This is a genomic window from Streptomyces sp. NPDC015131 (assembly GCF_043079975.1).
GTDB lineage: Bacteria > Actinomycetota > Actinomycetes > Streptomycetales > Streptomycetaceae > Streptomyces.
In genome coordinates, this window is sequence record NZ_JBIBVB010000007.1 from 14,343 (window position 1) to 36,766 (window position 22,424).

Consider the following 22,424-nt stretch of genomic DNA (forward strand, 5'->3'; position numbering starts at 1 on the left):
GAACCGGGACGCCTCGCCCCGCCCCGCCCCAGAGCCTCCGCACCCGACCCCGACCTGCCCCCTACGGGGCGTGGCGGCGGGCGCGCAGCGCCAGTGACAGGGCCAGCACCGTCTGGGGGTCGTCCAGGTCCGTGCCGAGCAGCTCCCCGATCCGGGCCAGCCGGTTGTAGAGGGTCTGGCGGTTGAGGTGCAGTTCGCGCGCCGTCTCCGCCTTGCGGCCCGCGTGCGCCAGGTACGTCTCCAGCGTCGGGAGCAGCGCGGGGCGCGAGGTGCGGTCGTGGTCGCGCAGCGGGCCGATCGCCCGGTCCACGAACGCCGCGAGCGCGGCGCCCTCGCCGAGGGTGCTCAGCCGCCACAGCAGCAGGTCGATGTCCAGGCGCCGCGCGTCGTACCAGGGCCGCTCGGGCAGACCACGCGCCGCCGACGCCGTCTCCGCGGCGTGCCGCAGCCCCGCCGACGCCGCCGCCCAGCCGCCCGCCACGCCCACCACGACGACCGGCGGGTGTCCGCCCGAGGGCCGCTCCAGGCCCGCCCGGGCCACCCCCGCGCGCAGTGCCGCGGCCACCCGGTCGGCGACCGCCGTACGCTCCGACTCGCTCCGCAGCCCCAGCAGCACCGGCACCCGGCTCTCGACGGGACGCACGCCCACCAGCACCGGCACCCCCACGGCGGACAGCTCCTCCAGCACGGCGCGGGCCAGCAGCGACCAGTCGCCGGACGGCAGCACGTCCGAGCCGAGCTTCATCACCACCGGCAGCAGCGGGCCGTCACCGGGCCGGAAGCCCAGCACCCGCGCCTGCCCGGGGGCGTCGTCCGCCGATACGCGGCCCTCCGCGAGGTCGGTCAGGAAGTCGCCCCGCCCCCGCGCGGCCAGCTCCTCCTCCTGCCGCGCCTGCATCAGCACCACCGCGAGGATCCCCGCCGCCCGCTCCGCGGCCATCCGGTGCACCGGCAGCAGGGTCCCGGACACGGCCAGCAGCACCAGCCGGGCGCGCACCGCGCCCGCGGCCGTACCGCCGCCCGGCACGTCCACCAGCACCGCCCCGGCCGGCGGGCCCGCCTCCCGGGCCGCCCGCTGGCCGCGCATCCCCTCCCACACCTGGAGCGGATCGGCGGGCCCCTCGCCCCCGCCCGCGGCGTACAGCAGCTGCCCCTCCGCGGTCTCCAGGAAGACGGGGTTGGCCGCGAAACCGGCCAGGATGCCCAGCACCTGCGGCACCCCGCCGCCGCCCAGCACCGCCTCCGTGCAGCGCCGGTGCACGTCCTCGGCCTGCCGCAGCAGCGTGTAGTGCCCGTTGACGATCTCGGTGTGGACCTCCTCGGTCACCGAGACGAACGCGACCTCCCGGTGGAGCTGCACCAGCGGCAGGCCCGCCGACCGCGCCGCCTCCACGATGGTCGCGGGCAGCCGGGTGAAGCGCGGGCCCAGCTCCACCACGAGCGCCGCGATCCCGCGCTCGGCGAGCCGGTGGACGAACGCCCGCTGCTCGGCCGGCCGCGTCCCGAGCCCCAGACCGGTGGTGAGCAGCAGTTCACCGCCCTTGAGCAGCGAGGCGATGTTCGGCACCTCACCGGCGTGCACCCAGCGCACCGTCCGGTGCAGCCTGTCGGCCCCGGCGACCACTTCCGGCAGGCCGCCGCGCAGACCGGGCAGCTCCAGCGCCCGCTGCACGGTGATCCCGCCCTGATCGTTCATGGAGGTCATACGGCCGGACGCTACCCGCGTCCGTGTCGCCCGGACATCTCCGGACGGCTCCGGAGGCCCGTAACGGGCGACAACTCGTCGCGCCGGAGGGCCATTTGCGTGACCCCCTGCCGATTGTGGCGTACCTCACTCCGGGGAAGGGTGTCCCGCCGTGGCAGACGATCCCGCCCCCGGCACGGCGCCCCGCACGGCGGCCGGACGCGCGGAGCGGCCCGCCACCCGGCCGCCGACCACACACCGAGGAGCCCGCCCGTGTCCCGTACGCCCCTGATGCGCGCCCTGCGCGACATCGCCGCCCACCGCGCCGCCGCCGACCGGCTGGGCATGCCCGTCGCCGAGGTACGCGGCGCCACCCGCCGCGAACTCCTGCGCCGCGCCGCCGCCGTGGGCGCCGCGGTGGGCGCCGGCACCGCGCTGGCGGCCACGCCCGCCCGGGCGCACGCCGCCACCGGCCCAGGCCCGGCCGCGCCGGACAGGAGCGGCCCGCGGGTCGCCGTCGTCGGCGCGGGCATCGCCGGCCTGACCGCCGCCCTCACCCTCGCCGACGCGGGCCTGCGCTGCACGCTCTACGAGGCCAACCCGGACCGCGTCGGCGGACGGATGTGGACCCAGCGCGGCCACTGGACGCACGGCCGTACCTCCGAGATCGGCGGCGAGCTGATCGACACCGGCCACGAGACGGTCCTGGCCCTGTGCCGCCGGTTCGGCCTGGCCGTCGAGGACTTCGCCGGCGGGGGACCGGAGGGCGCCCGGGAGGTGCTGTGGTTCGGCGGCGGCTACTACCCCCGCGACCGGGCCGACGAGGACTTCGCCGCCGTCCGCCGGGCGCTCCGCCGCGACCTGAGGGCGGCCGGGGACGTCACCTGGGACCGGCACACCCCGGGGGCCGTCGCCCTCGACACCATGTCACTGTACGAGTGGATCGAGACCCGCGTCCCCGGCGGCCACGGCTCGCCCTTCGGGCGGTTCCTCGACGTCGCGTACAACGTGGAGTACGGCGCGGACACCACCGAGCAGTCCGCGCTCGCCCTCGTCCTGCTCATGGGCTACCAGCCGGAGGGCCGGGGCTTCAGCGTGTGGGGCGAGTCCGACGAGCGCTTCCACATCGCGGGCGGCAACGACCGGCTGCCCCGGGCCGTCGCCGGGGCGCTGCCGCCCGGCACGCTCCGCAGCGGCTGGGAGCTCACCGCCGTACGGGCGGAGGCGGGCGGCGGCCAGACGCTGACGTTCACCGAGGACGGCGCCACCCGCACCGTCACCGCCGACCACACCGTGCTGTGCCTGCCGGTGCCCGTCCTCCAGCGGCTCGACCTCGGCCGCGCCGGCCTCGACCCGCGCATGCGCCGGCTGCTGCGCGACGCGCGCATGGGCCACTGCACCAAGCTCAACCTGGAGTGCTCCACCCGCCCCTGGCGCGGCACCGGCCCCTGGCCCGGCGTCACCGCGGGCGACGCCTTCACCGACACCGACGTCCAGCAGACCTGGGACACCACCAAGCTGCGGCCCGGCCGGGGCGGCGTCCTCATCCAGTACAACGGCGGTTCGCTCGCCGCCCGGCTGCGCCCCGCCGAGCCGTTCGCCACCGAGTCCGACCCGTACGTCCGGGAGCTGGCCGCCCGCCGGCTGCGCGGCATCGACGCCTTCTTCCCCGGCACCTCCCGCGCCTGGAACGGCCGCGCCCAGCTCTCCGCCTGGCACCGCGACCCCTACGCGCTGGGCGCCTACTCCTACTGGCCCGTCGGCTACGTCCACCGGTACGCGGGCTACGAGGGCACCCCGCAAGGCCCGCGCGGCACCCTCCACTTCGCCGGCGAGCACACCAGCGCCGACTTCCAGGGCTTCATGGAGGGCGGCGCGGCCGAAGGCGCCCGCGCCGCCCGCGAGGTACTCACCGCGACACGGCGCTCGTGAGCGGCGCGCGTCAGGCGCCGTACGCGCCCGAGGCGGTGAGGCGCAGGGCCGTGTCGATCAGCGGCACGTGGCTGAACGCCTGGGGGAAGTTGCCCACCTGGCGCTGGCGGCGGGGGTCCCATTCCTCCGCCAGCAGCCCCAGGTCGTTACGGAGGGCCAGCAGCTTCTCGAAGAGCTTGCGCGCCTCGTCCACCCGCCCGATCATCGCCAGGTCGTCCGCCATCCAGAACGAGCAGGCCAGGAAGGCGCCCTCGTCGCCGGGCAGGCCGTCGACGCCCTCGTCCGCGCCCTCCGTGGGGTAGCGCAGGATGAAGCCGTCCTCGGTGGACAGCTCCCGCTGGATCGCCTCGATGGTGCCGATCACCCGCTTGTCGTCCGGCGGCAGGAAGCCCATCTGCGGGATCAGCAGCAGCGAGGCGTCCAGCTCCTTCGAGCCGTACGACTGGGTGAAGGTGTTGCGCTCCGGGTCGTAGCCCTTCTCGCACACGTCCCGGTGGATCGTGTCCCGCAGCTCCCGCCACCGCTCCAGCGGGCCGTCCGCGTCCCCGGACTCGATCAGCTTGATCGTGCGGTCCACCGCGACCCACGCCATCACCTTGGAGTGCGTGAAGTGGCGGCGCGGCCCGCGGACCTCCCAGATGCCCTCGTCCGGCTGGTCCCAGTGGTCCTCCAGGTACCGGATCAGCTTCAGCTGGAGCAGCGAGGCGTAGTCGTTGCGCGCCAGGCCGGTCATGTGGGCCAGGTGCAGGGCCTCGGTGACCTCGCCGTACACATCGAGCTGGAGCTGGTGCGCCGCGCCGTTGCCGACCCGGACGGGGGCGGAGTTCTCGTACCCCGGCAGCCAGTCGAGCTCCGCCTCGCCCAGCTCCCGCTCGCCCGCGATGCCGTACATGATCTGGAGGTTCTCGGGGTCGCCGGCGACCGCGCGCAGCAGCCACTCCCGCCAGGCGCGGGCCTCCTCGCGGTAGCCGGTGCGCAGCAGCGAGGAGAGGGTGATCGCGGCGTCCCGCAGCCAGGTGTAGCGGTAGTCCCAGTTGCGCACGCCGCCGATGTCCTCGGGCAGCGAGGTGGTGGGCGCGGCCACGATGCCGCCCGTGGGGGCGTAGGTGAGCGCCTTGAGGGTGATCAGCGAGCGGATCACGGCCTCGCGGTAGGGGCCCCGGTAGGTGCAGTGGTCCACCCACTCGTGCCAGAACTCGGTGGTGGCCTCCAGCGCGCCCTCCGGGTCGGCCACCGGCGGCTGCGGGTGGTGCGAGGGCTGCCAGCTGATGGTGAAGGCGATCTTCTCGCCCGCCGCGACCGTGAAGTCGGAGTACGTGGTGAGGTCCTCGCCGTGGGTCTCGGCGGGCGTGTCGAGCCAGATCGAGTCGGGTCCGGCGACGGCGACCGTACGGCCGTCGACCTGGTGCACCCACGGCACCACGCGCCCGTACGAGAACCGCATCCGCAGCGCGGAGCGCATCCGCACCCGGCCCCGGACGCCCTCCACGATCCGCACCAGCTGCGGGGCGCCGTCACGCGGCGGCATGAAGTCGGTCACGCGGACGGTGCCCCGCCCCGGGGAGTCCCACTCGGACTCCAGGATCAGCGAGTCACCGACGTACCGGCGCCGGTCGGCGGTGGGCGGCTCGGCGTCCTCGGCGTGCGCCGGGCCGATCCGCCAGAAACCGTGCTCCTCGGTCCCGAGGAGTCCTGCGAAGACGGCGTGCGAATCGAAGCGGGGCAGGCACAGCCAGTCGGCCGTGCCGTCCCGGCAGACCAGGGCGGCGGTCTGCATGTCTCCGATGAGTGCGTAGTCCTCGATGCGCCCGGCCACGTGCAATCTCCAGTCGAACGGCAACGTTCGCCCCCGTGGGGCGCTTACTGGGGTCAGGTCAGGAGTCGCCGACGAGCACGGCGGTCCCGCTGACGGGCGGGGGTGGTGCCGTTGCGCGGGGCCTGCTCGGCGGCGGATGTCCTGGCAGGATACGACGCGCCCCGGCCCTCTGTGTGATCGTCCTGGTAGAGCTGTTGAGCAGAACGAGTGACCCTCCTCTCCTTCGGTGAAACCACCCGCCGCCGTGTGCGCCGCCCGTGTCCGGGCGTGTGCGGACCGTGCCTCCGGGGCCCGGTGCGGGGCGCCCGCGGCGGCCGGATCCGCGTGTGACCGGAAGCAGTGGTCCCGGGTCGCTGATACCCTGGTAGCCCGTGGACCGGTGGGCGCCGCACCAAGAATCGGCGGCCCCCGAACCGCAGCGACGGCACCCCCGGAATCTCCGGACGGGTCGCCGGTACGCACTTCCAGAACGCGACCACGGGAGCCCCCTCTTGGCCATGCCGCCCAAATCCACGACGACCAAGCACATCTTCGTCACCGGGGGTGTCGCGTCCTCCCTCGGCAAGGGCCTGACCGCCTCCAGCCTGGGTGCGCTCCTCAAGGCCCGCGGCCTCCGGGTCACGATGCAGAAGCTCGACCCGTACCTGAACGTCGACCCGGGCACGATGAACCCCTTCCAGCACGGCGAGGTGTTCGTCACCAACGACGGCGCCGAGACCGACCTGGACATCGGCCACTACGAGCGCTTCCTCGACGTCGACCTCGACGGCTCGGCGAACGTCACCACCGGCCAGGTCTACAGCCAGGTCATCGCCAAGGAGCGCCGCGGCGAGTACCTCGGCGACACCGTGCAGGTCATCCCGCACATCACCAACGAGATCAAGTCCCGGATCCGCCGCATGGCGACCGACGACGTCGACGTGGTGATCACCGAGGTCGGCGGCACGGTCGGCGACATCGAGTCGCTGCCGTTCCTGGAGACCGTCCGCCAGGTCCGCCACGAGGTCGGCCGGGACAACGTCTTCGTCGTCCACATCTCGCTGCTGCCGTACATCGGCCCGTCCGGCGAGCTGAAGACCAAGCCGACCCAGCACAGCGTGGCGGCCCTGCGCAACATCGGTATCCAGCCGGACGCCATCGTGCTGCGCGCCGACCGCGACGTGCCGACCGCCATCAAGCGCAAGATCTCGCTGATGTGCGACGTCGACGAGGCGGCCGTGGTCGCCGCCATCGACGCCAAGTCGATCTACGACATCCCGAAGGTGCTGCACACCGAGGGCCTGGACGCCTATGTGGTCCGCAAGCTGGACCTGCCCTTCCGGGACGTCGACTGGACGACGTGGGACGACCTGCTGGACCGGGTGCACAACCCCGACCACGAGGTCACCGTCGCGCTCGTCGGCAAGTACATCGACCTGCCCGACGCCTACCTGTCGGTGACCGAGGCCATGCGCGCCGGCGGCTTCGCCAACCGGGCCCGGGTCACGGTCAAGTGGGTCACCTCCGACGACTGCAAGACCCAGGCGGGCGCCGCCAAGCAGCTCGGTGACGTCGACGCGATCGTCATCCCCGGCGGCTTCGGCGAGCGCGGCGTCAACGGCAAGGTCGGCGCCATCCAGTACGCCCGGGAGAACGGCGTCCCGCTGCTCGGCCTGTGCCTGGGCCTGCAGTGCATCGTGGTCGAGGCCGCGCGGAACCTGGCGGGCATCTCCGACGCCAACTCCACCGAGTTCGACCCCGCCACCTCGCACCCCGTCATCTCCACGATGGAGGAGCAGCTGGCGTACGTGGAGGGCGCCGGCGACCTGGGCGGAACGATGCGCCTGGGCCTGTACCCGGCGAAGCTCGCCGAGGGCTCCATCGTCCGCGAGGTCTACGGCGACCAGCCGTACGTCGACGAGCGCCACCGCCACCGCTACGAGGTCAACAACGCCTACCGCGCCGAGCTGGAGAAGAAGGCGGGCATCGTCTTCTCCGGCACCTCCCCGGACAACAAGCTGGTCGAGTACGTCGAGTACCCGCGCGAGGTGCACCCCTACCTGGTCGCGACCCAGGCGCACCCGGAGCTGCGCTCCCGCCCGACCCGCCCGCACCCGCTCTTCGCCGGTCTGGTGAAGGCCGCCGTGGAGCGGCAGCAGGCCGGGCGGAAGACCGGCGAGTGATCCGCTAGCGATACGGTTGACCGGGGTACGCGCCTGTCCGGGGCACGTGCCCCGGTTCGTCGTGCACCAGGGAGGACGTCTTTCATGACCATCAAGGACACGCCCGAGGAGTGGCGGGTCACCGCGACCACCGTGCCGTTCCGGGGCAACAAGACGAGTGTCCGCACCGACGACGTGGTCATGCCGGACGGGACGGTCGTGCGCCGCGACTACCAGGTGCACCCCGGGTCGGTCGCGGTCCTCGCCCTGGACGACGACGACCGGGTCCTCGTGCTGCGTCAGTACCGGCACCCGGTGCGGCACAAGCTCTGGGAGATCCCGGCCGGGCTGCTGGACGTCCCCGGCGAGAACCCGCTGAGCGCGGCGGTGCGCGAGCTGTACGAGGAGGCGCACGTCAAGGCGGAGACGTGGCACGTGCTCACGGACGTGTACACCACGCCGGGCGGCTGCGACGAGGCCGTACGGGTCTTCCTGGCGCGCGGCCTGTCGGCGGCGGACGGGGAGCGCTTCGAGGTCGCCGAGGAGGAGGCCGACATGGAGCTGGCCCGGGTGCCGCTGGACGAGCTGGCGCGGGGCGTGCTGGCGGGCGAGCTGCACAACACCTGCCTGGTCGTGGGCGTCCTGTCGGTGCTGGCCGCCCGTGCGGGTGACGGCCTGGACGCCCTCCGGCCCGCCGAGGCCCCCTGGCCGGCCCGCCCGTTCGAGGCGTAGCCGACCCGGTGACCGGGCCCTGTAGCCGGGGGCCCGGCGCTCCGGCTCACCGGGCCCGGTGCCGCAGCGCCCGGGCGCCGCGGCACGGGGTGTTCCGGGTGCTCCGGACGGGTATGCGGCGCACCGCCGGTGTGACGATCGGCTGATCCGATTGAGGGACTCGTCCGCCGTGCTCCGCCGGTCGGGGCACCGCGGCTGAACTACGCTCGGATCGCCCGCTGGGGACCCGGCGGGACCAGCACATGCGCAGGCGGACGGGAGCGTGGCCCGTGACGGATCAGGCGGTGGACATCGGCGGCACGGGCGGCGGGGACCGGTCCGGTGCGCGGCCCGGACGCCGCGGGTTCCACGGGCGGGTGCGCGAGCTCAAGGAGCTGCGCGCCGACATCGCCCGCGCCGGGCTCGACACCCTCGCCGGGCGCCCCTCCCCGCGCGCCCGCGTCCTGCTCATCGCCGGCCGGCCCGGCAGCGGCCGTACCGCGCTCGCCGGGGAGCTGGTCGCCGACCTCGCCCGCGGCTACCGCGACGGCGTGCTGCGCGCCCGCCTCACCGAGCCCGGCGGCGCGCCCGTCCCGGTCGAGCGGGTGGCCCGCGGGCTGCTGGACCGCGTCGGGGTGCCCGCGCCCGCCGGGGCGGGCGAGGACGAGCTGACCCAGCTGCTGCGCGACACCTTCGCCGAGCGCCGCGCCCTGCTCCTGCTGGACGACGCCGCGAGCGCCGAGCAGGTCGGCGCGCTGCTCCCCGACAACCCCGCCTGCCTGGTGGTGGCCGTCGCCACCGGGCCGCTCACCGGCATCCCCGACGTCCGGCCCTGCACGATCGGCGGCATGGACGCCAAGTCCGCCATCGAACTGCTGGAGGGCTTCACCGGCTCGGTGCGGATCACCGTGGACCCGCAGGCCGCCGAGACCCTCACCGAGCTGTGCGGCGGCCAGCCCGCCGCCCTGGTGCTGGCCGGCGGCTGGCTCGCCGCCCGCCCGATGTCCTCCGTCGCCGACCTCACCAAGCGGCTGCGGGCCCTGCCCGAGGAGCCCGACCGCCCGGAGGCCGACCGGCCGCTGGCCCGCGCCTTCCGGCTGGCCTACGAGGCGCTGCCGGCGAACGGGGCCCGGCTGCTGCGGCTGCTGGCCCTCGCCCCCGACGGCATCGCCGACGCCCACACGGCCTCCGCGCTGGCCGGCTGCTCGGTCTCCGCCGCCCGCTCCTCGCTGGAGGGCTTCGCCGCCCTCGGGCTGGTCCACGAGGCCGAGGACGAGCAGTACGAGGTGCCCGGCTGCCTCGCGCCCCTGCTGGCCGAGCTGCTCCGGTCCGAGGACCGGCCCGCCGAGGTCCAGCTCGCCCGGGCGCGGATGCTGGAGCGGACCGTACGGCTCCTCCAGTCGTGCCGGGCGGTCACCGAACCCGAGGGGTCGCCGGCGCGGCGCAGGCTCGCCGGGCTGCCCCGGGCGCTCCGCTTCGGCGGGCCGGAGGCGGCGGCCGCCTGGCTGCGCACCCGGCAGCCGGCGCTGCTGGCCGCCGCGCGGGTCGCCGTCGACGACGGAGACCTCGACACCCTGGCCCGCCGCCTGGTCGCCGCGCTGGTCCGGGCGCTCGCCGCGCACCGGGGCACCGAGGAGGCGGCGCCCGAGCTGTACGGGCTGCACCGGCTGGTGCTGGACGTGGCGGAGCGGCGCGGTCTGCACCGCGAGCGGGCCGCCGCCCTGCTGAACCTCGCCGACCTGGACGCCCGCACCGGCCGCACGGCCGACGCGCTGGTCCGCTACCGGGCCGCGCTGGACGCCGGACGGCTCGCGAACGACCCCTACGCGATCAGCCGCGCGATGGAATCCGTAGGCGGCGCCCACCAGCAGCTGGGGGACTGGCAGCGGGCCGCCGACTGGTACGGGCGGGCGCTGTCGCAGCGGCTCGCCCGGGACGAGCGGGCCGACCAGGCGCGGCTGTACGGACGGCTCGGCGCGGTGCACACCTACGAGGGCCGGTACGGGGAGGCGCTGCGGAACTGGAGGGCGGCGGCGGCCGGATACCGACGTCTCGGCGATCTCGCCGGGCACGCCCGGGCGTTGAGCGAGGCGGCCCGGGTGCAGGAGTACGCGGGGCGCCCGCAGGAGTGCCTGCGCACCTGCGAGGAGGCCGTCGAGTGGGCCCGCCGCGCCGACGACGTGCGGCTTCTCGCCGCGCTCCAGCTCCGGCTGGCCGACACCCTGGACCGGCTCGGCGACCCGGCGGCGGCCCGGTTGCACCGCGCGGCGGCGGACCGGCTGCTCGGGACGGGGAACTTTCCTGAGGGATCTTCCCGATCGGCCTGCGAAATCCGTAGTGCTTCAGCCAAAGATTAATGCTTTGCAAGGCTAGACAACGGCAGTCCCTTCAATAGACTGGGTGCGCCGCGATTAACCGCGGTGTGCCCCGGTGCGTCCAGTGCATCCGGGTATGTATTGCATTGCCCCCCTTACCCCCAAAGCCAAGGACCGTGATCGACGATGAAGGTCGGCATCCCCCGCGAGGTCAAGAACAACGAGTTCCGGGTGGCCATCACCCCCGCCGGTGTGCTCGAGCTGGTGCGTAACGGCCACCAGGTCTTCATCGAGCAGAACGCCGGTGTCGGCTCCTCGATCACGGACGCCGAGTACGTCGCCGCCGGTGCGCAGATCCTGCCCACCGCCGACGAGGTCTGGGCCACCGCGGACCTGCTGCTGAAGGTCAAGGAGCCGATCGCGGAGGAGTACCACCGCCTCCGCAAGGACCAGACCCTCTTCACCTACCTGCACCTCGCCGCCTCCCGGGAGTGCACCGACGCCCTGATCGCGTCCCGCACCACCGCCATCGCGTACGAGACGGTCGAGACGGCCAACCGCGCCCTGCCGCTGCTCGCCCCGATGTCCGAGGTCGCGGGCCGGCTGGCCCCGCAGGTCGGCGCCTACCACCTGATGGCCGCCGCCGGCGGCCGGGGCGTGCTGCCCGGTGGCGTCCCCGGTGTGATCCCCGCCAAGGCCGTCGTCATCGGCGGCGGCGTCTCCGGCTGGAACGCCACCCAGATCGCCGTCGGCATGGGCTTCGAGGTGACCCTCCTCGACCGCGACATCAACAAGCTCCGCGAGGCCGACAAGATCTTCGGCACCAAGGTCAAGGCCGTCATGTCCAACTCCTTCGAGCTGGAGAAGGCCGTCCTCGACGCCGACCTCGTCATCGGCGCGGTGCTCATCCCGGGCGCCAAGGCCCCGAAGCTGGTCACCAACGAGCTGGTCTCCCGGATGAAGCCCGGAAGTGTCCTTGTCGACATCGCGATCGACCAGGGCGGCTGCTTCGAGGACTCCCGCCCCACCACCCACGCCGAGCCGACCTTCCCGGTCCACAACTCGGTCTTCTACTGCGTCGCCAACATGCCCGGCGCGGTGCCCAACACCTCCACGTACGCGCTGACCAACGCCACGCTGCCCTACATCGTGTCGCTGGCCAACAACGGCTGGGCCGAGGCGCTCCGCCGCGACCCGGCGCTCGCCAAGGGCCTCAACACCCATGACGGCAAGGTCGTCTACCGGGAGGTCGCCGAGGCCCACGGCCTGGAGCACGTGGAGCTCGCCTCGCTCATCGGCTGACGCCGGACGCGCCCCGGGCGCCGTCAACGGCTGCCGTCAACCTCACACATCCGGCCGGACCTTGCACGACGAGGTCCGGCCGGACGTGTGTCCGGCCACTCCTGACCCTCGCTCAAGTCGCGCCGAACGTAACCCTTTAACCGTTTCGCGCACCCGGGAAACGTCACGATCGGTGGCCGTGCGCCCTTGACAGAGGTGTGTTTCTTTGCCGACACATCGGCTCGCGTCCGGGCGATTGTGTTGCTGCGGAGCGGTGACACGCCATAGAGTCGCCAACCGTCGGCATGGTGCCACGCTGACCTATCGATAAGTTCCCCGGCCACTCCCAAGGAGGTAAGACGACTTGTGAATGAGTCGACATTTACTCCCGGGGGTGCTCAACCGGGAACGGTCGGCGATGCCGGCGCGGTCGCCGTCCGGACCCCCGCGGCCGGCCGCCAGGACATGACGACAACCCACACGATGAAGATGATGGACGGCCAACACGTGAACGCCACGGCCGGCAACGAGAGTGGCCGAGAGTCCACCCACTTCGCCGCCTACGAGGAAGTCCCCGAGGGGCACTTCTACGACCCCGACGCCGAGTACGAGCCCGATCCGGAGTACGCGGCCACGCTCGCGCCCGACGCGGCCCGCCAGCGCCGCGAGCGCATCGGCCCCACCGGACGGCCCCTGCCGTACTTCCCGATCCCCGGACCCCTGACCGACCACGGGCCCGCGAAGATCATCGCGATGTGCAACCAGAAGGGCGGCGTGGGCAAGACGACGTCGACCATCAACCTGGGCGCGGCGCTGGCGGAGTACGGACGCCGGGTCCTGCTCGTCGACTTCGACCCCCAGGGCGCCCTCTCGGTCGGCCTCGGCGTGAACCCGATGGAGCTCGACCTCACCGTCTACAACCTGCTCATGGAGCGGGGCATGTCGGCCGACGAGGTCCTCCTCAAGACCGCCGTGCCCAACATGGACCTGCTCCCCAGCAATATCGATTTGTCAGCCGCCGAAGTGCAGTTGGTGAGCGAGGTCGCGCGCGAGTCCACCCTGCAGCGGGCGCTCAAGCCGCTGCTGAACGACTACGACTACATCGTGATCGACTGTCAGCCCTCGCTCGGTCTGCTGACCGTCAACGCGCTGACGGCCGCTCACAAGGTGATAGTGCCGCTGGAGTGCGAGTTCTTCGCCCTGCGCGGGGTGGCGCTGCTGACCGAGACCATCGAGAAGGTCCAGGAGCGGCTCAACCCGGAACTCGAACTCGACGGCATCCTCGCCACGATGTACGACTCGCGCACGGTGCACAGCCGCGAGGTGCTCGCGCGGGTCGTCGAGGCCTTCGACGACCACGTGTACCACACCGTGATCGGCCGGACCGTGCGCTTCCCGGAGACCACCGTCGCCGGTGAGCCGATCACCACGTACGCCTCGAACTCGGTCGGTGCGGCCGCCTACCGCCAGCTCGCCAGGGAGGTGCTCGCCCGGTGTCACGCCGAGTGAGTCTGCCCGGTGCCGACGAGTTGTTCCGTACGACCGGGGGGATGGCGCTCCAGTCGTCCACCCCGCGCAGGCAGAACGGCGAGCCGCGGGTCCCCGCCCCGGCCGGTGAGAGCGACCCGGCGGCGGCACCCGCCGCTCCCGCGCCGGCCCCGGCGCCCGAGGAGCACGCGGCGGCCGGGGCGGACGCGGCGGAGCCCCGCAGCCGGGCGGCCGAGGACCCGGCGCCCGCACCCGCGTCCGCCAAGCCGGCCGCCCCGGCCGGGGCCCGGCGCCGGGGGCGCGCCGCCAACCGGCGGCCCAGCGGGCGTGAACGGCACGACGAGAAGATCACCGTGTACGTCTCCGCCGAGGAGCTGATGGACCTGGAGCACGCGCGCCTGGTCCTGCGCGGCGAGCACGGCCTGGCCGTGGACCGCGGGCGCATCGTCCGCGAGGCGGTCGCCGTGGTGCTGGCCGACCTGGAGTCGCGGGGCGACGCGAGCATCCTCGTGCGGCGCCTGCGCGGGCGCTGACGGTAGCCTGCGCGGGCCGCCCGCCCGTACTCGCCCCGCCCCCCAGGAACCGGATGCCCCCGACCGACGCCCCCGCCCCCCGCCGCCGCTCCCTGGGCCGCGGCCCCGGCGCCCGCGGCCCGGAGGGCCCCGCCCCGGAGGCGCCCCCCGCCGCCCCGCCCGGGCCCGAGGCGCCGGACCCGTACGACCCCGGGCCTGAGGCGCCGGACCCGTACGCCCCGGAGGGCGAGGCTCCCGAGTCCGAGGCTTCCGCCTCCGAGGCGCCCGAGCCCGGCGACCCCGCCCCGCCGGTGGCCGGGCCTGTCACATCTTCCGCGCCGGGCGAGCCCGCCGGTGCGGGCGACGGGCGGTTCACCGTCCGGCTGGCGAACTTCGAGGGCCCCTTCGACCTGCTGCTCCAGCTCATCGCCAAGCACAAGCTGGACGTCACCGAGGTCGCCCTCTCCAAGGTCACCGACGAGTTCATGGCCCACATCCGGGCGATGGGGCCCGACTGGGACCTCGACCAGACCACCGAGTTCCTGGTCGTCGCCGCCACCCTGCTGGACCTCAAGGCCGCTCGGCTGCTGCCCGCCGCCGAGGTGGAGGACGAGGCCGACCTCGCCCTGCTGGAGGCCCGCGACCTGCTCTTCGCCCGGCTGCTGCAGTACCGGGCGTACAAGCAGGTCGCCGACATCTTCAGCGAGCGCCTGGACCGCGAGGGCCGGCGCCACCCGCGTACCGTCGGCCTCGAACCGCACCACGCCGAGCTGCTGCCCGACGTGGTGATCAGCATCGGCGCGGAGGGGTTCGCGAAGCTGGCGGTCAAGGCCATGCAGCCCAGGGCGAAGCCGCAGGTGTACGTGGAGCACATCCACGCCCCGCTGGTCAGCGTCCGCGAGCAGGCCGCGGTGGTGGTGGCCCGGCTGCGCGAGAGCGGCGAGGCGAGCTTCCGCGACCTGGCCGGGGACGCCCCCGACACCCTGACGGTCGTGGCCCGCTTCCTGGCCCTGCTGGAGCTGTACCGGGAGCGGGCCGTGGCGCTCGACCAGGACGAGGCGCTCGGAGAGCTGACCGTGCGGTGGACCGGCACGGACGAGGTCGCCGTGACGGACGAGTTCGACCGCGAGAGCGGCCGGGAGGAGACGTGATGGAGCTGAAGCCGGCCCTGGAGGCCGTCCTCATGGTCGTCGACGAGCCGGCCACCGAGGAGCACCTGGCCAAGGTGCTGGACCGGCCCCGCCACGAGGTCGCCGGCGCGCTGCGCGAGCTGGCCGGCGAGTACGAGGCGCAGGGCCGGGGCTTCGAGCTGCGGCTGGTCGCCGGCGGCTGGCGGTACTACACCCGGCCCGCCTACGCGGAGGCCGTCGAGAGCTTCGTCCTGGACGGCCAGCAGGCCCGGCTCACCCAGGCCGCGCTGGAGACCCTCGCGGTCGTCGCGTACCGCCAGCCGGTCAGCCGGTCGCGGGTGTCGGCGGTGCGCGGGGTGAACTGCGACGGGGTCATGCGCACCCTCCTCCAGCGGGGTCTGGTCGAGGAGGCGGGCACGGAACCCGAAACAGGTGCGATCCTGTACAGGACGACGAACTACTTCCTGGAGCGGATGGGCCTTCGCGGCCTGGACGAGCTGCCCGAGCTCGCGCCCTTCCTCCCCGAGGCGGACGCCATCGAGGCCGAGTCGCAGGAAGGGGTTCCGTCGTTCGATCCGGACGCTCCGGATTCCGAGGACGCAGACGACAAGACGGACATGTGATGCGAAGCAGCAGCGGCAGGAACAGCAGCGGAAACAACGGCGGGAGCCGTGGTGGCAACAGCGGCGGCCGCGGCAGCAGCGGCGGCCGGGGCAACTACCGGGGTGCCGGTAACAGCCGCGACGACCGCCAGGGCCCCAAGGGCGGGAGCAACCCGCGCCGCCCCCGCCCCGAGGAGCGGAGCTACGACGTGGGCGCGCCCGGCGAGGGCGGCCCCCGGCGTGGGCGCGGCGCGGCGGCGCGCGGCGGCGCCAAGGGCGGACCCCGCCAGTCGCCCCAGCGCGGCGGCGGCCGGACGGCCCCGGGCCGCCCGCGCGAGCTGGACGCGCGGATCGAGGAGCGCAACCGCGAGCGGTACGCGAACAAGCCGGAGATCAAGACGCCCAAGACGTTCGGCGAGCAGGAGGGCGAGCGGCTCCAGAAGGTGCTCGCCCGGGCCGGCATGGGCTCGCGGCGGGCCTGCGAGGAGCTGATCGACGCGGGCCGGGTCGAGGTCAACGGGCAGATCGTCATCGAGCAGGGCACGCGCGTCGACCCGGAGAAGGACGAGATCAAGGTCGACGGCCTGACCGTGGCGACCCAGTCGTACCTCTTCTTCGCGCTGAACAAGCCGGCCGGTGTCGTCTCCACCATGGAGGACCCGGACGGTCGCCAGTGCCTCGGCGACTACGTCACCAACCGGGAGACCCGCCTCTTCCACGTGGGGCGGCTCGACACCGAGACCGAGGGCATCATCCTGCTCACCAACCACGGTGAGCTGGCCCACCGCCTCACCCACCCCAAGTACGGCGTGAAGAAGACCTACCTGGCCGCCATCACGGGCCCGCTCCCGCGCGAGGTGGGCAAGCTGCTCAAGGAGGGCATCCAGCTGGAGGACGGCTACGCCCGCGCCGACCACTTCCGGGTGGTGGAGCAGACCGGCAAGAACTACCTGGTCGAGGTGCAGCTGCACGAGGGCCGCAAGCACATCGTGCGCCGGATGCTCGCCGAGGCGGGCTTCCCGGTCGAGAAGCTGGTGCGGACCGCGTTCGGCCCGATCCAGCTCGGCGACCAGAAGTCGGGCTGGCTGCGCCGCCTGACCAACACCGAGGTCGGCATGCTGATGAAGGAGGTCGGGCTCTAGCAGCCCGTGCCTTCGGCGAGAGGCCCGCGACCCGCACACGGTCGCGGGCCTTTCCCGTACCCGCGGGCCTTCCGTGCTTGTGGGACACCGCCGTCCGCCTTTATAGTCAGAGTGACTTTAAAAGGGGGTGGGCGTGCACCGCGCCGACACGATCGTCTTCCCCGCTCCCGCCCCGCGCGGCCGGCGGACCCGGACCCACGGGGGTGGCCCGGGCTCCGGCGCCCGTACGGCGGGAGCGGGGAAGACCCGCACCACCGGGCGGCCGGCATGACCGGCCGGCGCCCCGACGGGTACGACCCGCACGCCTTCGAGCCCTTCGCCGTCACCGTCGACCTCGCCGTCTTCACCGTCCGCGAGGAACGGCTCCACGTCCTGCTCGTCCGGCGGGGTCAGGAGCCCTACCGGGACTGCTGGGCCCTGCCCGGCGGCTTCGTCCTGCCCCGCGAGTCCGCCGGACAGGCCGCCCGCCGGGAGCTGGCCGAGGAGACCGGGCTCTCCGGCGACACCGTCGCCCACCTGCACCTGGAGCAGCTCGCCACCTACAGCGACCCCGACCGCGACCCCCGGATGCGGGTCGTCTCCGTCGCGTACGCCGCCCTCGTGCCCGACCCGCCCGACCCGCGCGGCGGCGGCGACGCGGCCCACGCCCAGTGGCTGCCCCACGGCTCCCACGGGCCCCTCGCCTTCGACCACGACACGATCCTCGCCGACGCCCACGAACGGGTCGGCGCCAAGCTGGAGTACACCTGCCTCGCCACCGCCTTCTGCCCGCCCGAGTTCACCATCGGCGAGCTGCGGCAGGTGTACGAGACGGTCTGGGGCGTCGAGCTCGACCGCCCCAACTTCCGGCGCAAGGTCCTCACCACACCCGGCTTCGTCCAGGCCGTGGAAGGGCCGCCGCGCCTCACCGGCGGACGGGGGAAACCGGCCGCTCTGTACCGGGCGGGCGGGGCCACGGCCCTGCACCCGCCGCTGCTGCGACCGGAAGGACGGCAGACATGACCACCACCAGGACCCTCACCAAGCAGGCGGCCACCGGCTCGCTCATCGGCCTCGCCCTCGGCGACGCGCTGGGCTTCCCGACCGAGTTCCACGACGTACCGGCCATCCTCGCCAAGAGCGGGCCCTGGCGGGAGATGCCCCTGCCCATGCCCGCGTTCGTCACCGACGACACCCAGATGACCCTCGCCGTCGCCCGCGCCGTCCGCACCGCCCTCGCCCGCGGCCCCCTCACCCCGGGGGCCCTCGTCCCCCCGCTGCGCGACGAGTTCACCGCCTGGTACCACTCGCCCGACAACAACCGGGCGCCCGGCCGCACCTGCCTGGACGCCTGCGAACGGCTCGACCGGGACCGCGACCTGCCCTGGCAGGACGCCAGCCGGATCGGCTCCAAGGGCTGCGGCGCCAATATGCGCGTCGCCCCCATCGGGCTCGTCCCCGGCCTCAGCCAGGAGCAGCGCGCCGGCGCCGCCCAGCTCCAGGCCGCCCTCACCCACGGCCACCCCACCGCGCTCGCCGCCTCCGACCTCACCGCCCACGCCGTGCACCTGCTCTCCCGCGGCGCCGAACCGCTCGGGCTGGTCGGCCGGCTCCGGTCGTACGCGTACGACAACTGCTCCCGCTACCACCAGCAGTGGCTCGGCGACCTGTGGACCCGCTCCCACGACACCACGCCCCAGGCGTTCATACGGCGCGGCTGGGACGAGTGCGCCGAAGCGCTGACCACCCTCGACACCGCGCTCCGCACCGCCGACCCGGAGACCGACCCCTGCCTGCTCACCGGCGAGGGCTGGATCGCCGAAGAGGCCCTCACCACCGCCCTGCTGTGCTTCCTGCTCTTCCCCGCGGAGCCCCTCACCGCGCTGCGCCGGGCCGCCTGCACCAAGGGCGACTCCGACTCCCTCGCCTGCCTCGCCGGCGCCTTCGCCGGGGCCCACCTGGGCGCCGGGGCCTGGCCCCGGCCGTGGGCCGACCGGATCGAGCACGGCAGCGAGCTGCTCACCCTGGGGGCGCTCTGGGACGCTTGACCCATGACCGATCTCGTGGAGCTCCCCGACCTCGCCTCCGTCGTCGCCGAACAGCCCGACCCGCTGCTGTTCGCCACCGTCTCCGGCGCCCATCTCTACGGCTTCCCGTCCCGCGACTCGGACGTGGACGTCCGCGGGGCGCACCTGCTGCCGGTGGACGCGCTGGTCGGGCTGCGCGAGCCCGAGGAGACCCGCTCCCGGACCTGGGAGCGGGACGGCTTCGAGATGGACCTGGTCACCCACGACCTGCGGAAGTTCGTCCGGCTGATGCTCCGGCGCAACGGCTACGTCCTGGAACAGCTCCTGTCGCCGCTGGTGGCCCACACCACCCCCGCGCACGCCGAACTGACCGCCCTCGCGCCGGGCGTCCTCACCACCCACCACGCCCACCACTACCGCGGTTTCGCCACCACCCAGTGGCGGCTGTTCGAGAAGAGCGGCGAACTCAAGCCGCTGCTCTACACCTTCCGCGTGCTGCTCACCGGCATCCACCTGATGCGCACCGGCGAGGTGGTGGCCCATCTGCCCACCCTCATCGGGGCGGTCCCGGCACCGGAGTACGTCGCCGGACTCATCGCCGCCAAGGCGGACGCCGAGCACGGGCCGGCCACCGGCGTGGACCGCGAGCGGGTGCGGGCCGACGTCGAGGCGCTGCACACCGTCCTGGGCGAGGCCCAGGCGGCGTCCGCCCTACCCGACGCCCCCGCCCCGGCCACCCACGAGGCCCTGCACGACCTCGTCGTACGGACCCGCCTGGAGCGCTGACTCCCGGCGCACCCGGAACAGGAAGTCCTCCACCGCCCGCCGGTCCGGACCGGGCGGCAGAGGGGACCGGGCGCCCGCCTCGTCCGCCTCACCGGCGAGGCGGGCCATCCACGCCTCCACCGACGGCCACGGCACCTCGCCCCGCCGCACCGCCAGCAGCCGCTCCCGCTCCCCGCCCACGTCCAGCACCAGTTCACCGGTGCGCAGCAGGTCCCGGCAGCTCATCAGCAGCCGCAGCAGGTGCATGGCGTGCTTCCAGCGGGGAGCGCCGTGCAGCCGGACGTCCGCGTCCAGCTTGCGCCGCTGCCCCGCCGCGTACCGCACGAAGGTCTGGTGCACCTGGCGGGAAAGGAACGCCGGGCGCAGGGCGAGCAGTTCGCGGCCGGTGGCGTCGGCCCGCTCCACCAGCGGGGAGTGCAGGCACTCCAGGACGCTCGGGTTGGCGCGCAGCGCAAGTTCGCAGAAGCGTTCCAGCTCCCAGCTGAACTGCTCCTCGGCCGGGCCCTCCACATGTGTGGGCGGCTTGTCGAAGCGCCACTGGAGCGCGGTCGGCGCGACGAACACGCCCCGCCGGTCGGTGTCGCTGTCCTCGGTGGCCAGCCCGAAGGCGCGCGACCCCATGACACAGGAGTAGATCGTGTGGTCGCGCACCAGGGCCAGGTGGCCGGCGCTCTCGGGGGTCGGCATGCGGCGACCCTACGCCAGCCGGATCGTGTCCCCCTCCACGGTGATCTGCTCGGCGGGCAGCGGCCGGGTCGCGGGGCCGCGCGCCACGGACCCGTCGGTGATCCGGAACCGGCTGCCGTGGCAGGGGCAGTTGACGGTGCCGTCCTCCACCGTGCTGAGCAGGCACGCCTGGTGGGTGCAGACGGCGGAGAACGCCTTGAACTGCCCCTCCTCCGGCTGGGTCACCACGACCTTCCGCTCCTTGAAGATCCTCCCGCCGCCGGCCGGGATGTCGGCGGTACGGGCCAGCTCGCCGCCGGCCGGTGGCGAGGCCGGGGCGGAGCCGGTGGCCGGCGCGGAGGCGGAAGCGGAGTCGGTGGGCGCGGGGCTCGCGGTGGCGGCCGGGGCGTCGGTCCCGCCGTCGCCGCAGCCCGCGGCCAGGGCGGCGGTGGCGGACGCGGCGGCGGCCAGGACGGTACGGCGCGGGGTGGGGGCAGCGTTCATGCGCGGCATCCTGGCGCCGCGCGCCCCCGGGGCGAAGGAGCCGCGCGGACCGTTACACCCAGGGAGCGAGCCCGGTGACGCGGCCGGACGCGTCCCGGCGGATCTCCCGCGCCCGGGTCACCGCGGCCCGGTCGACCGGCCCGTACACATGCGGGAACAGCCGCCCGCCCGACTCCTCCCGGCGCACCTCGGCGGTCAGCAGCGCCTCGTCCAGGGTGAGCAGCAGCAGCGGCCCCGGCACGTCCCGGTAGTGGGCGGCGGCGATCGCCAGCGCCGTCTCCTCGTCGGGCGAGCAGTGCACGAACCCCTCGGCGGCGAGGGAGGGCGGGCGGTACGCGCCGGGGGCGCCGGCCGCCCAGTCGGCGGCCGAGGTGACATGGAGCAGCATGCGCCCACTCTCGCAGGCCGGACCGCACGCCGACCGGACCGCATGCCGGGCGGACCGCATGCCGGACGGGCCGGGCGCCGGCCGCGGGGCTGACTAGGCTGAGGACCGACCTGCCCGTGTCCGGTGTCGCGCACGTCCACCCGGCGCCGCCGCCCTCCGCAAGGACATCGCCCCGTGAGAACCGCCGTCGTCATCGGAACCGGCCTGATCGGCACCTCGGCCGCCCTCGCCCTGGCCGCGCGGGGCATCACCGTGCACCTGGCCGACCACGACCCCACCCGGGTCCGCACCGCCGCCGCGCGCGGCGCGGGCACCGAGGAGCCGCCCGAGGGCCCGGTGGACCTGGCGATCGTCGCCGTACCGCCCGCGTACGTCGCCGCCACCCTCGCCGACGCCATGCGCGGCGGCATCGCCCGCGGCTACCTCGACGTGGCCAGCGTCAAGGGCGGCCCCCGACGGGAGCTGGAGGCCCTGGGCCTGGACCTCTCCGCGTACGTCGGCAGCCACCCGATGTCCGGCAAGGAGCGCTCCGGCCCGCTGGCCGCGACGGCCGACCTCTTCGAGGGCCGCCCCTGGGTGCTGACGCCCACCCGGGACACCGACACCGAGGTGCTCAACCTCGCCCTGGAGCTGGTCGCGCTGTGCCGGGCGGTCCCGGTGGTGATGGACGCCGACGCCCACGACCGGGCGGTCGCGCTGGTCTCGCACACCCCGCAGCTGGTGTCGTCGATGGTGGCGGCCCGGCTGGCCGACGCGGACGAGACGGCGGTACGGCTCTGCGGCCAGGGCATCCGCGACGTCACCCGCATCGCGGCCTCCGACCCCCGGATGTGGGTGGAGATCCTGTCGGCCAACCCCGGCCCGGTCGCCGACGTCCTCGCCGGGGTCGCCGCCGACCTGGACGAGACGGTACGGGCCCTGCGGTCCCTCCAGTCCGCCGACGAGGACAAGCGGCTCGACGGCGCCACCGGGGTCGAGGACGTCCTGCGGCGCGGCAACGCCGGGCGCGCCCGGGTGCCCGGCAAGCACGGCGGCGGCCCGGTCGCCTACGAGACGGTCGCCGTCCTGCTGAGCGACCAGCCCGGCGAGCTGGCCCGTATCTTCGCGGACGCGGGCCGGGCGGGCGTCAACGTCGAGGACGTCCGCATCGAGCACGCCACCGGCCAGCAGGCGGGTCTGATCCAGCTGATGGTCGAGCCCGCGTCGGCCCCCGTCCTGGCGGCGGCCCTCCGCGAGCGGGGCTGGGCCCTGCGCCAGTAGCCCCGGGCGGGCGGGCCCATGCCGTCCCGGGGCCCGGGCGGCGGGGGCTGCGCCGAACGG

19 protein-coding genes are annotated in these 22,424 nt (G+C 74.3%); 14 read left to right on the top strand and 5 right to left on the bottom strand.

All coding sequences use genetic code 11. The features are described 5' to 3' along the window. Positions 1 to 61: 61 nt before the first annotated feature. On the bottom strand, positions 62 to 1,696 hold the full coding sequence (locus ACF08D_RS25740; protein ID WP_392226343.1) for a PucR family transcriptional regulator: 1,635 nt from the start codon (positions 1,694 to 1,696) through the stop codon (positions 62 to 64). A gap of 261 nt (positions 1,697 to 1,957) precedes the next feature. Between ACF08D_RS25740 and ACF08D_RS25745 the strand changes: the two genes are divergently transcribed. After that, positions 1,958 to 3,616, top strand: a complete 1,659-nt coding sequence (locus ACF08D_RS25745; protein ID WP_392225658.1) for a flavin monoamine oxidase family protein — start codon at positions 1,958 to 1,960, stop codon at positions 3,614 to 3,616. A gap of 10 nt (positions 3,617 to 3,626) precedes the next feature. Here ACF08D_RS25745 and ACF08D_RS25750 read toward each other — a convergent pair whose 3' ends face one another. Next, on the bottom strand, positions 3,627 to 5,432 hold the full coding sequence (locus ACF08D_RS25750) for a glycoside hydrolase family 15 protein (protein ID WP_392225659.1): 1,806 nt from the start codon (positions 5,430 to 5,432) through the stop codon (positions 3,627 to 3,629). Positions 5,433 to 5,929: 497 nt separating this feature from the next. On the opposite strand from ACF08D_RS25750, the gene ACF08D_RS25755 reads away from it, so the two are divergent. From ACF08D_RS25755 to ACF08D_RS25810, 12 genes are all read left to right on the top strand, one after another. Further along, positions 5,930 to 7,594, top strand: a complete 1,665-nt coding sequence (locus tag ACF08D_RS25755; protein WP_392225661.1) for a CTP synthase — start codon at positions 5,930 to 5,932, stop codon at positions 7,592 to 7,594. Between the two features lie 84 nt (positions 7,595 to 7,678). After that, positions 7,679 to 8,305 (top strand): NUDIX domain-containing protein, encoded by a 627-nt coding sequence (locus tag ACF08D_RS25760; protein ID WP_392225663.1) that lies wholly within the window; start codon positions 7,679 to 7,681, stop codon positions 8,303 to 8,305. A 269-nt stretch (positions 8,306 to 8,574) separates the two neighbouring features. Beyond that, positions 8,575 to 10,641, top strand: coding sequence for an AAA family ATPase (locus tag ACF08D_RS25765; protein WP_392225665.1), 2,067 nt, complete (start codon positions 8,575 to 8,577; stop codon positions 10,639 to 10,641). A 144-nt stretch (positions 10,642 to 10,785) separates the two neighbouring features. Continuing rightward, positions 10,786 to 11,901 (top strand): alanine dehydrogenase, encoded by a 1,116-nt coding sequence (ald, locus tag ACF08D_RS25770; protein ID WP_392225666.1) that lies wholly within the window; start codon positions 10,786 to 10,788, stop codon positions 11,899 to 11,901. A 462-nt stretch (positions 11,902 to 12,363) separates the two neighbouring features. Then, entirely contained in the window at positions 12,364 to 13,389 is a 1,026-nt protein-coding gene (locus tag ACF08D_RS25775; protein WP_392226345.1) for a ParA family protein, read from the top strand. Next, on the top strand, positions 13,386 to 13,901 hold the full coding sequence (locus tag ACF08D_RS25780; RefSeq protein ID WP_392226347.1) for a hypothetical protein: 516 nt from the start codon (positions 13,386 to 13,388) through the stop codon (positions 13,899 to 13,901). The genes ACF08D_RS25775 and ACF08D_RS25780 overlap by 4 nt, the downstream gene beginning before the upstream one ends. A gap of 53 nt (positions 13,902 to 13,954) precedes the next feature. Then, a complete protein-coding gene (locus tag ACF08D_RS25785; protein WP_392225668.1) occupies positions 13,955 to 15,031 on the top strand; it encodes a segregation/condensation protein A in 1,077 nt (358 codons plus the stop codon). Beyond that, positions 15,031 to 15,633, top strand: coding sequence for an SMC-Scp complex subunit ScpB (gene scpB, locus ACF08D_RS25790; RefSeq protein WP_392225670.1), 603 nt, complete (start codon positions 15,031 to 15,033; stop codon positions 15,631 to 15,633). The genes ACF08D_RS25785 and scpB overlap by 1 nt, the downstream gene beginning before the upstream one ends. Further along, complete coding sequence (locus ACF08D_RS25795; RefSeq protein ID WP_392225672.1) at positions 15,633 to 16,754, top strand: pseudouridine synthase; 1,122 nt, start codon at positions 15,633 to 15,635, stop codon at positions 16,752 to 16,754. The genes scpB and ACF08D_RS25795 overlap by 1 nt, the downstream gene beginning before the upstream one ends. Before the next feature lie 267 nt (positions 16,755 to 17,021). Beyond that, positions 17,022 to 17,756, top strand: coding sequence for an NUDIX domain-containing protein (locus tag ACF08D_RS25800; protein WP_392225674.1), 735 nt, complete (start codon positions 17,022 to 17,024; stop codon positions 17,754 to 17,756). Further along, a complete protein-coding gene (locus ACF08D_RS25805) occupies positions 17,753 to 18,781 on the top strand; it encodes an ADP-ribosylglycohydrolase family protein (protein ID WP_392225675.1) in 1,029 nt (342 codons plus the stop codon). The genes ACF08D_RS25800 and ACF08D_RS25805 overlap by 4 nt, the downstream gene beginning before the upstream one ends. A gap of 3 nt (positions 18,782 to 18,784) precedes the next feature. Next, positions 18,785 to 19,546: a DNA polymerase beta superfamily protein gene (locus ACF08D_RS25810; RefSeq protein ID WP_392225676.1), complete on the top strand. Its 762-nt coding sequence runs from the start codon at positions 18,785 to 18,787 to the stop codon at positions 19,544 to 19,546. Here the strand turns inward: ACF08D_RS25810 and ACF08D_RS25815 are convergent. The 3 genes from ACF08D_RS25815 to ACF08D_RS25825 are packed head-to-tail and all read right to left on the bottom strand — an operon-like array spanning position 19,472 to position 21,104. Next, on the bottom strand, positions 19,472 to 20,233 hold the full coding sequence (locus tag ACF08D_RS25815) for a DNA polymerase beta superfamily protein (RefSeq protein ID WP_392225678.1): 762 nt from the start codon (positions 20,231 to 20,233) through the stop codon (positions 19,472 to 19,474). The two genes, ACF08D_RS25810 and ACF08D_RS25815, sit on opposite strands and share 75 nt — an antisense overlap. Positions 20,234 to 20,242: 9 nt before the next feature. Then, positions 20,243 to 20,716, bottom strand: a complete 474-nt coding sequence (locus tag ACF08D_RS25820) for a Rieske (2Fe-2S) protein (RefSeq protein ID WP_392225679.1) — start codon at positions 20,714 to 20,716, stop codon at positions 20,243 to 20,245. A gap of 52 nt (positions 20,717 to 20,768) precedes the next feature. Then, positions 20,769 to 21,104 (bottom strand): DUF952 domain-containing protein, encoded by a 336-nt coding sequence (locus ACF08D_RS25825; RefSeq protein WP_392225681.1) that lies wholly within the window; start codon positions 21,102 to 21,104, stop codon positions 20,769 to 20,771. A gap of 174 nt (positions 21,105 to 21,278) precedes the next feature. On the opposite strand from ACF08D_RS25825, the gene ACF08D_RS25830 reads away from it, so the two are divergent. Beyond that, positions 21,279 to 22,364, top strand: a complete 1,086-nt coding sequence (locus tag ACF08D_RS25830) for a prephenate dehydrogenase (RefSeq protein WP_392225683.1) — start codon at positions 21,279 to 21,281, stop codon at positions 22,362 to 22,364. The last annotated feature ends 60 nt before the right edge of the window (positions 22,365 to 22,424 follow it).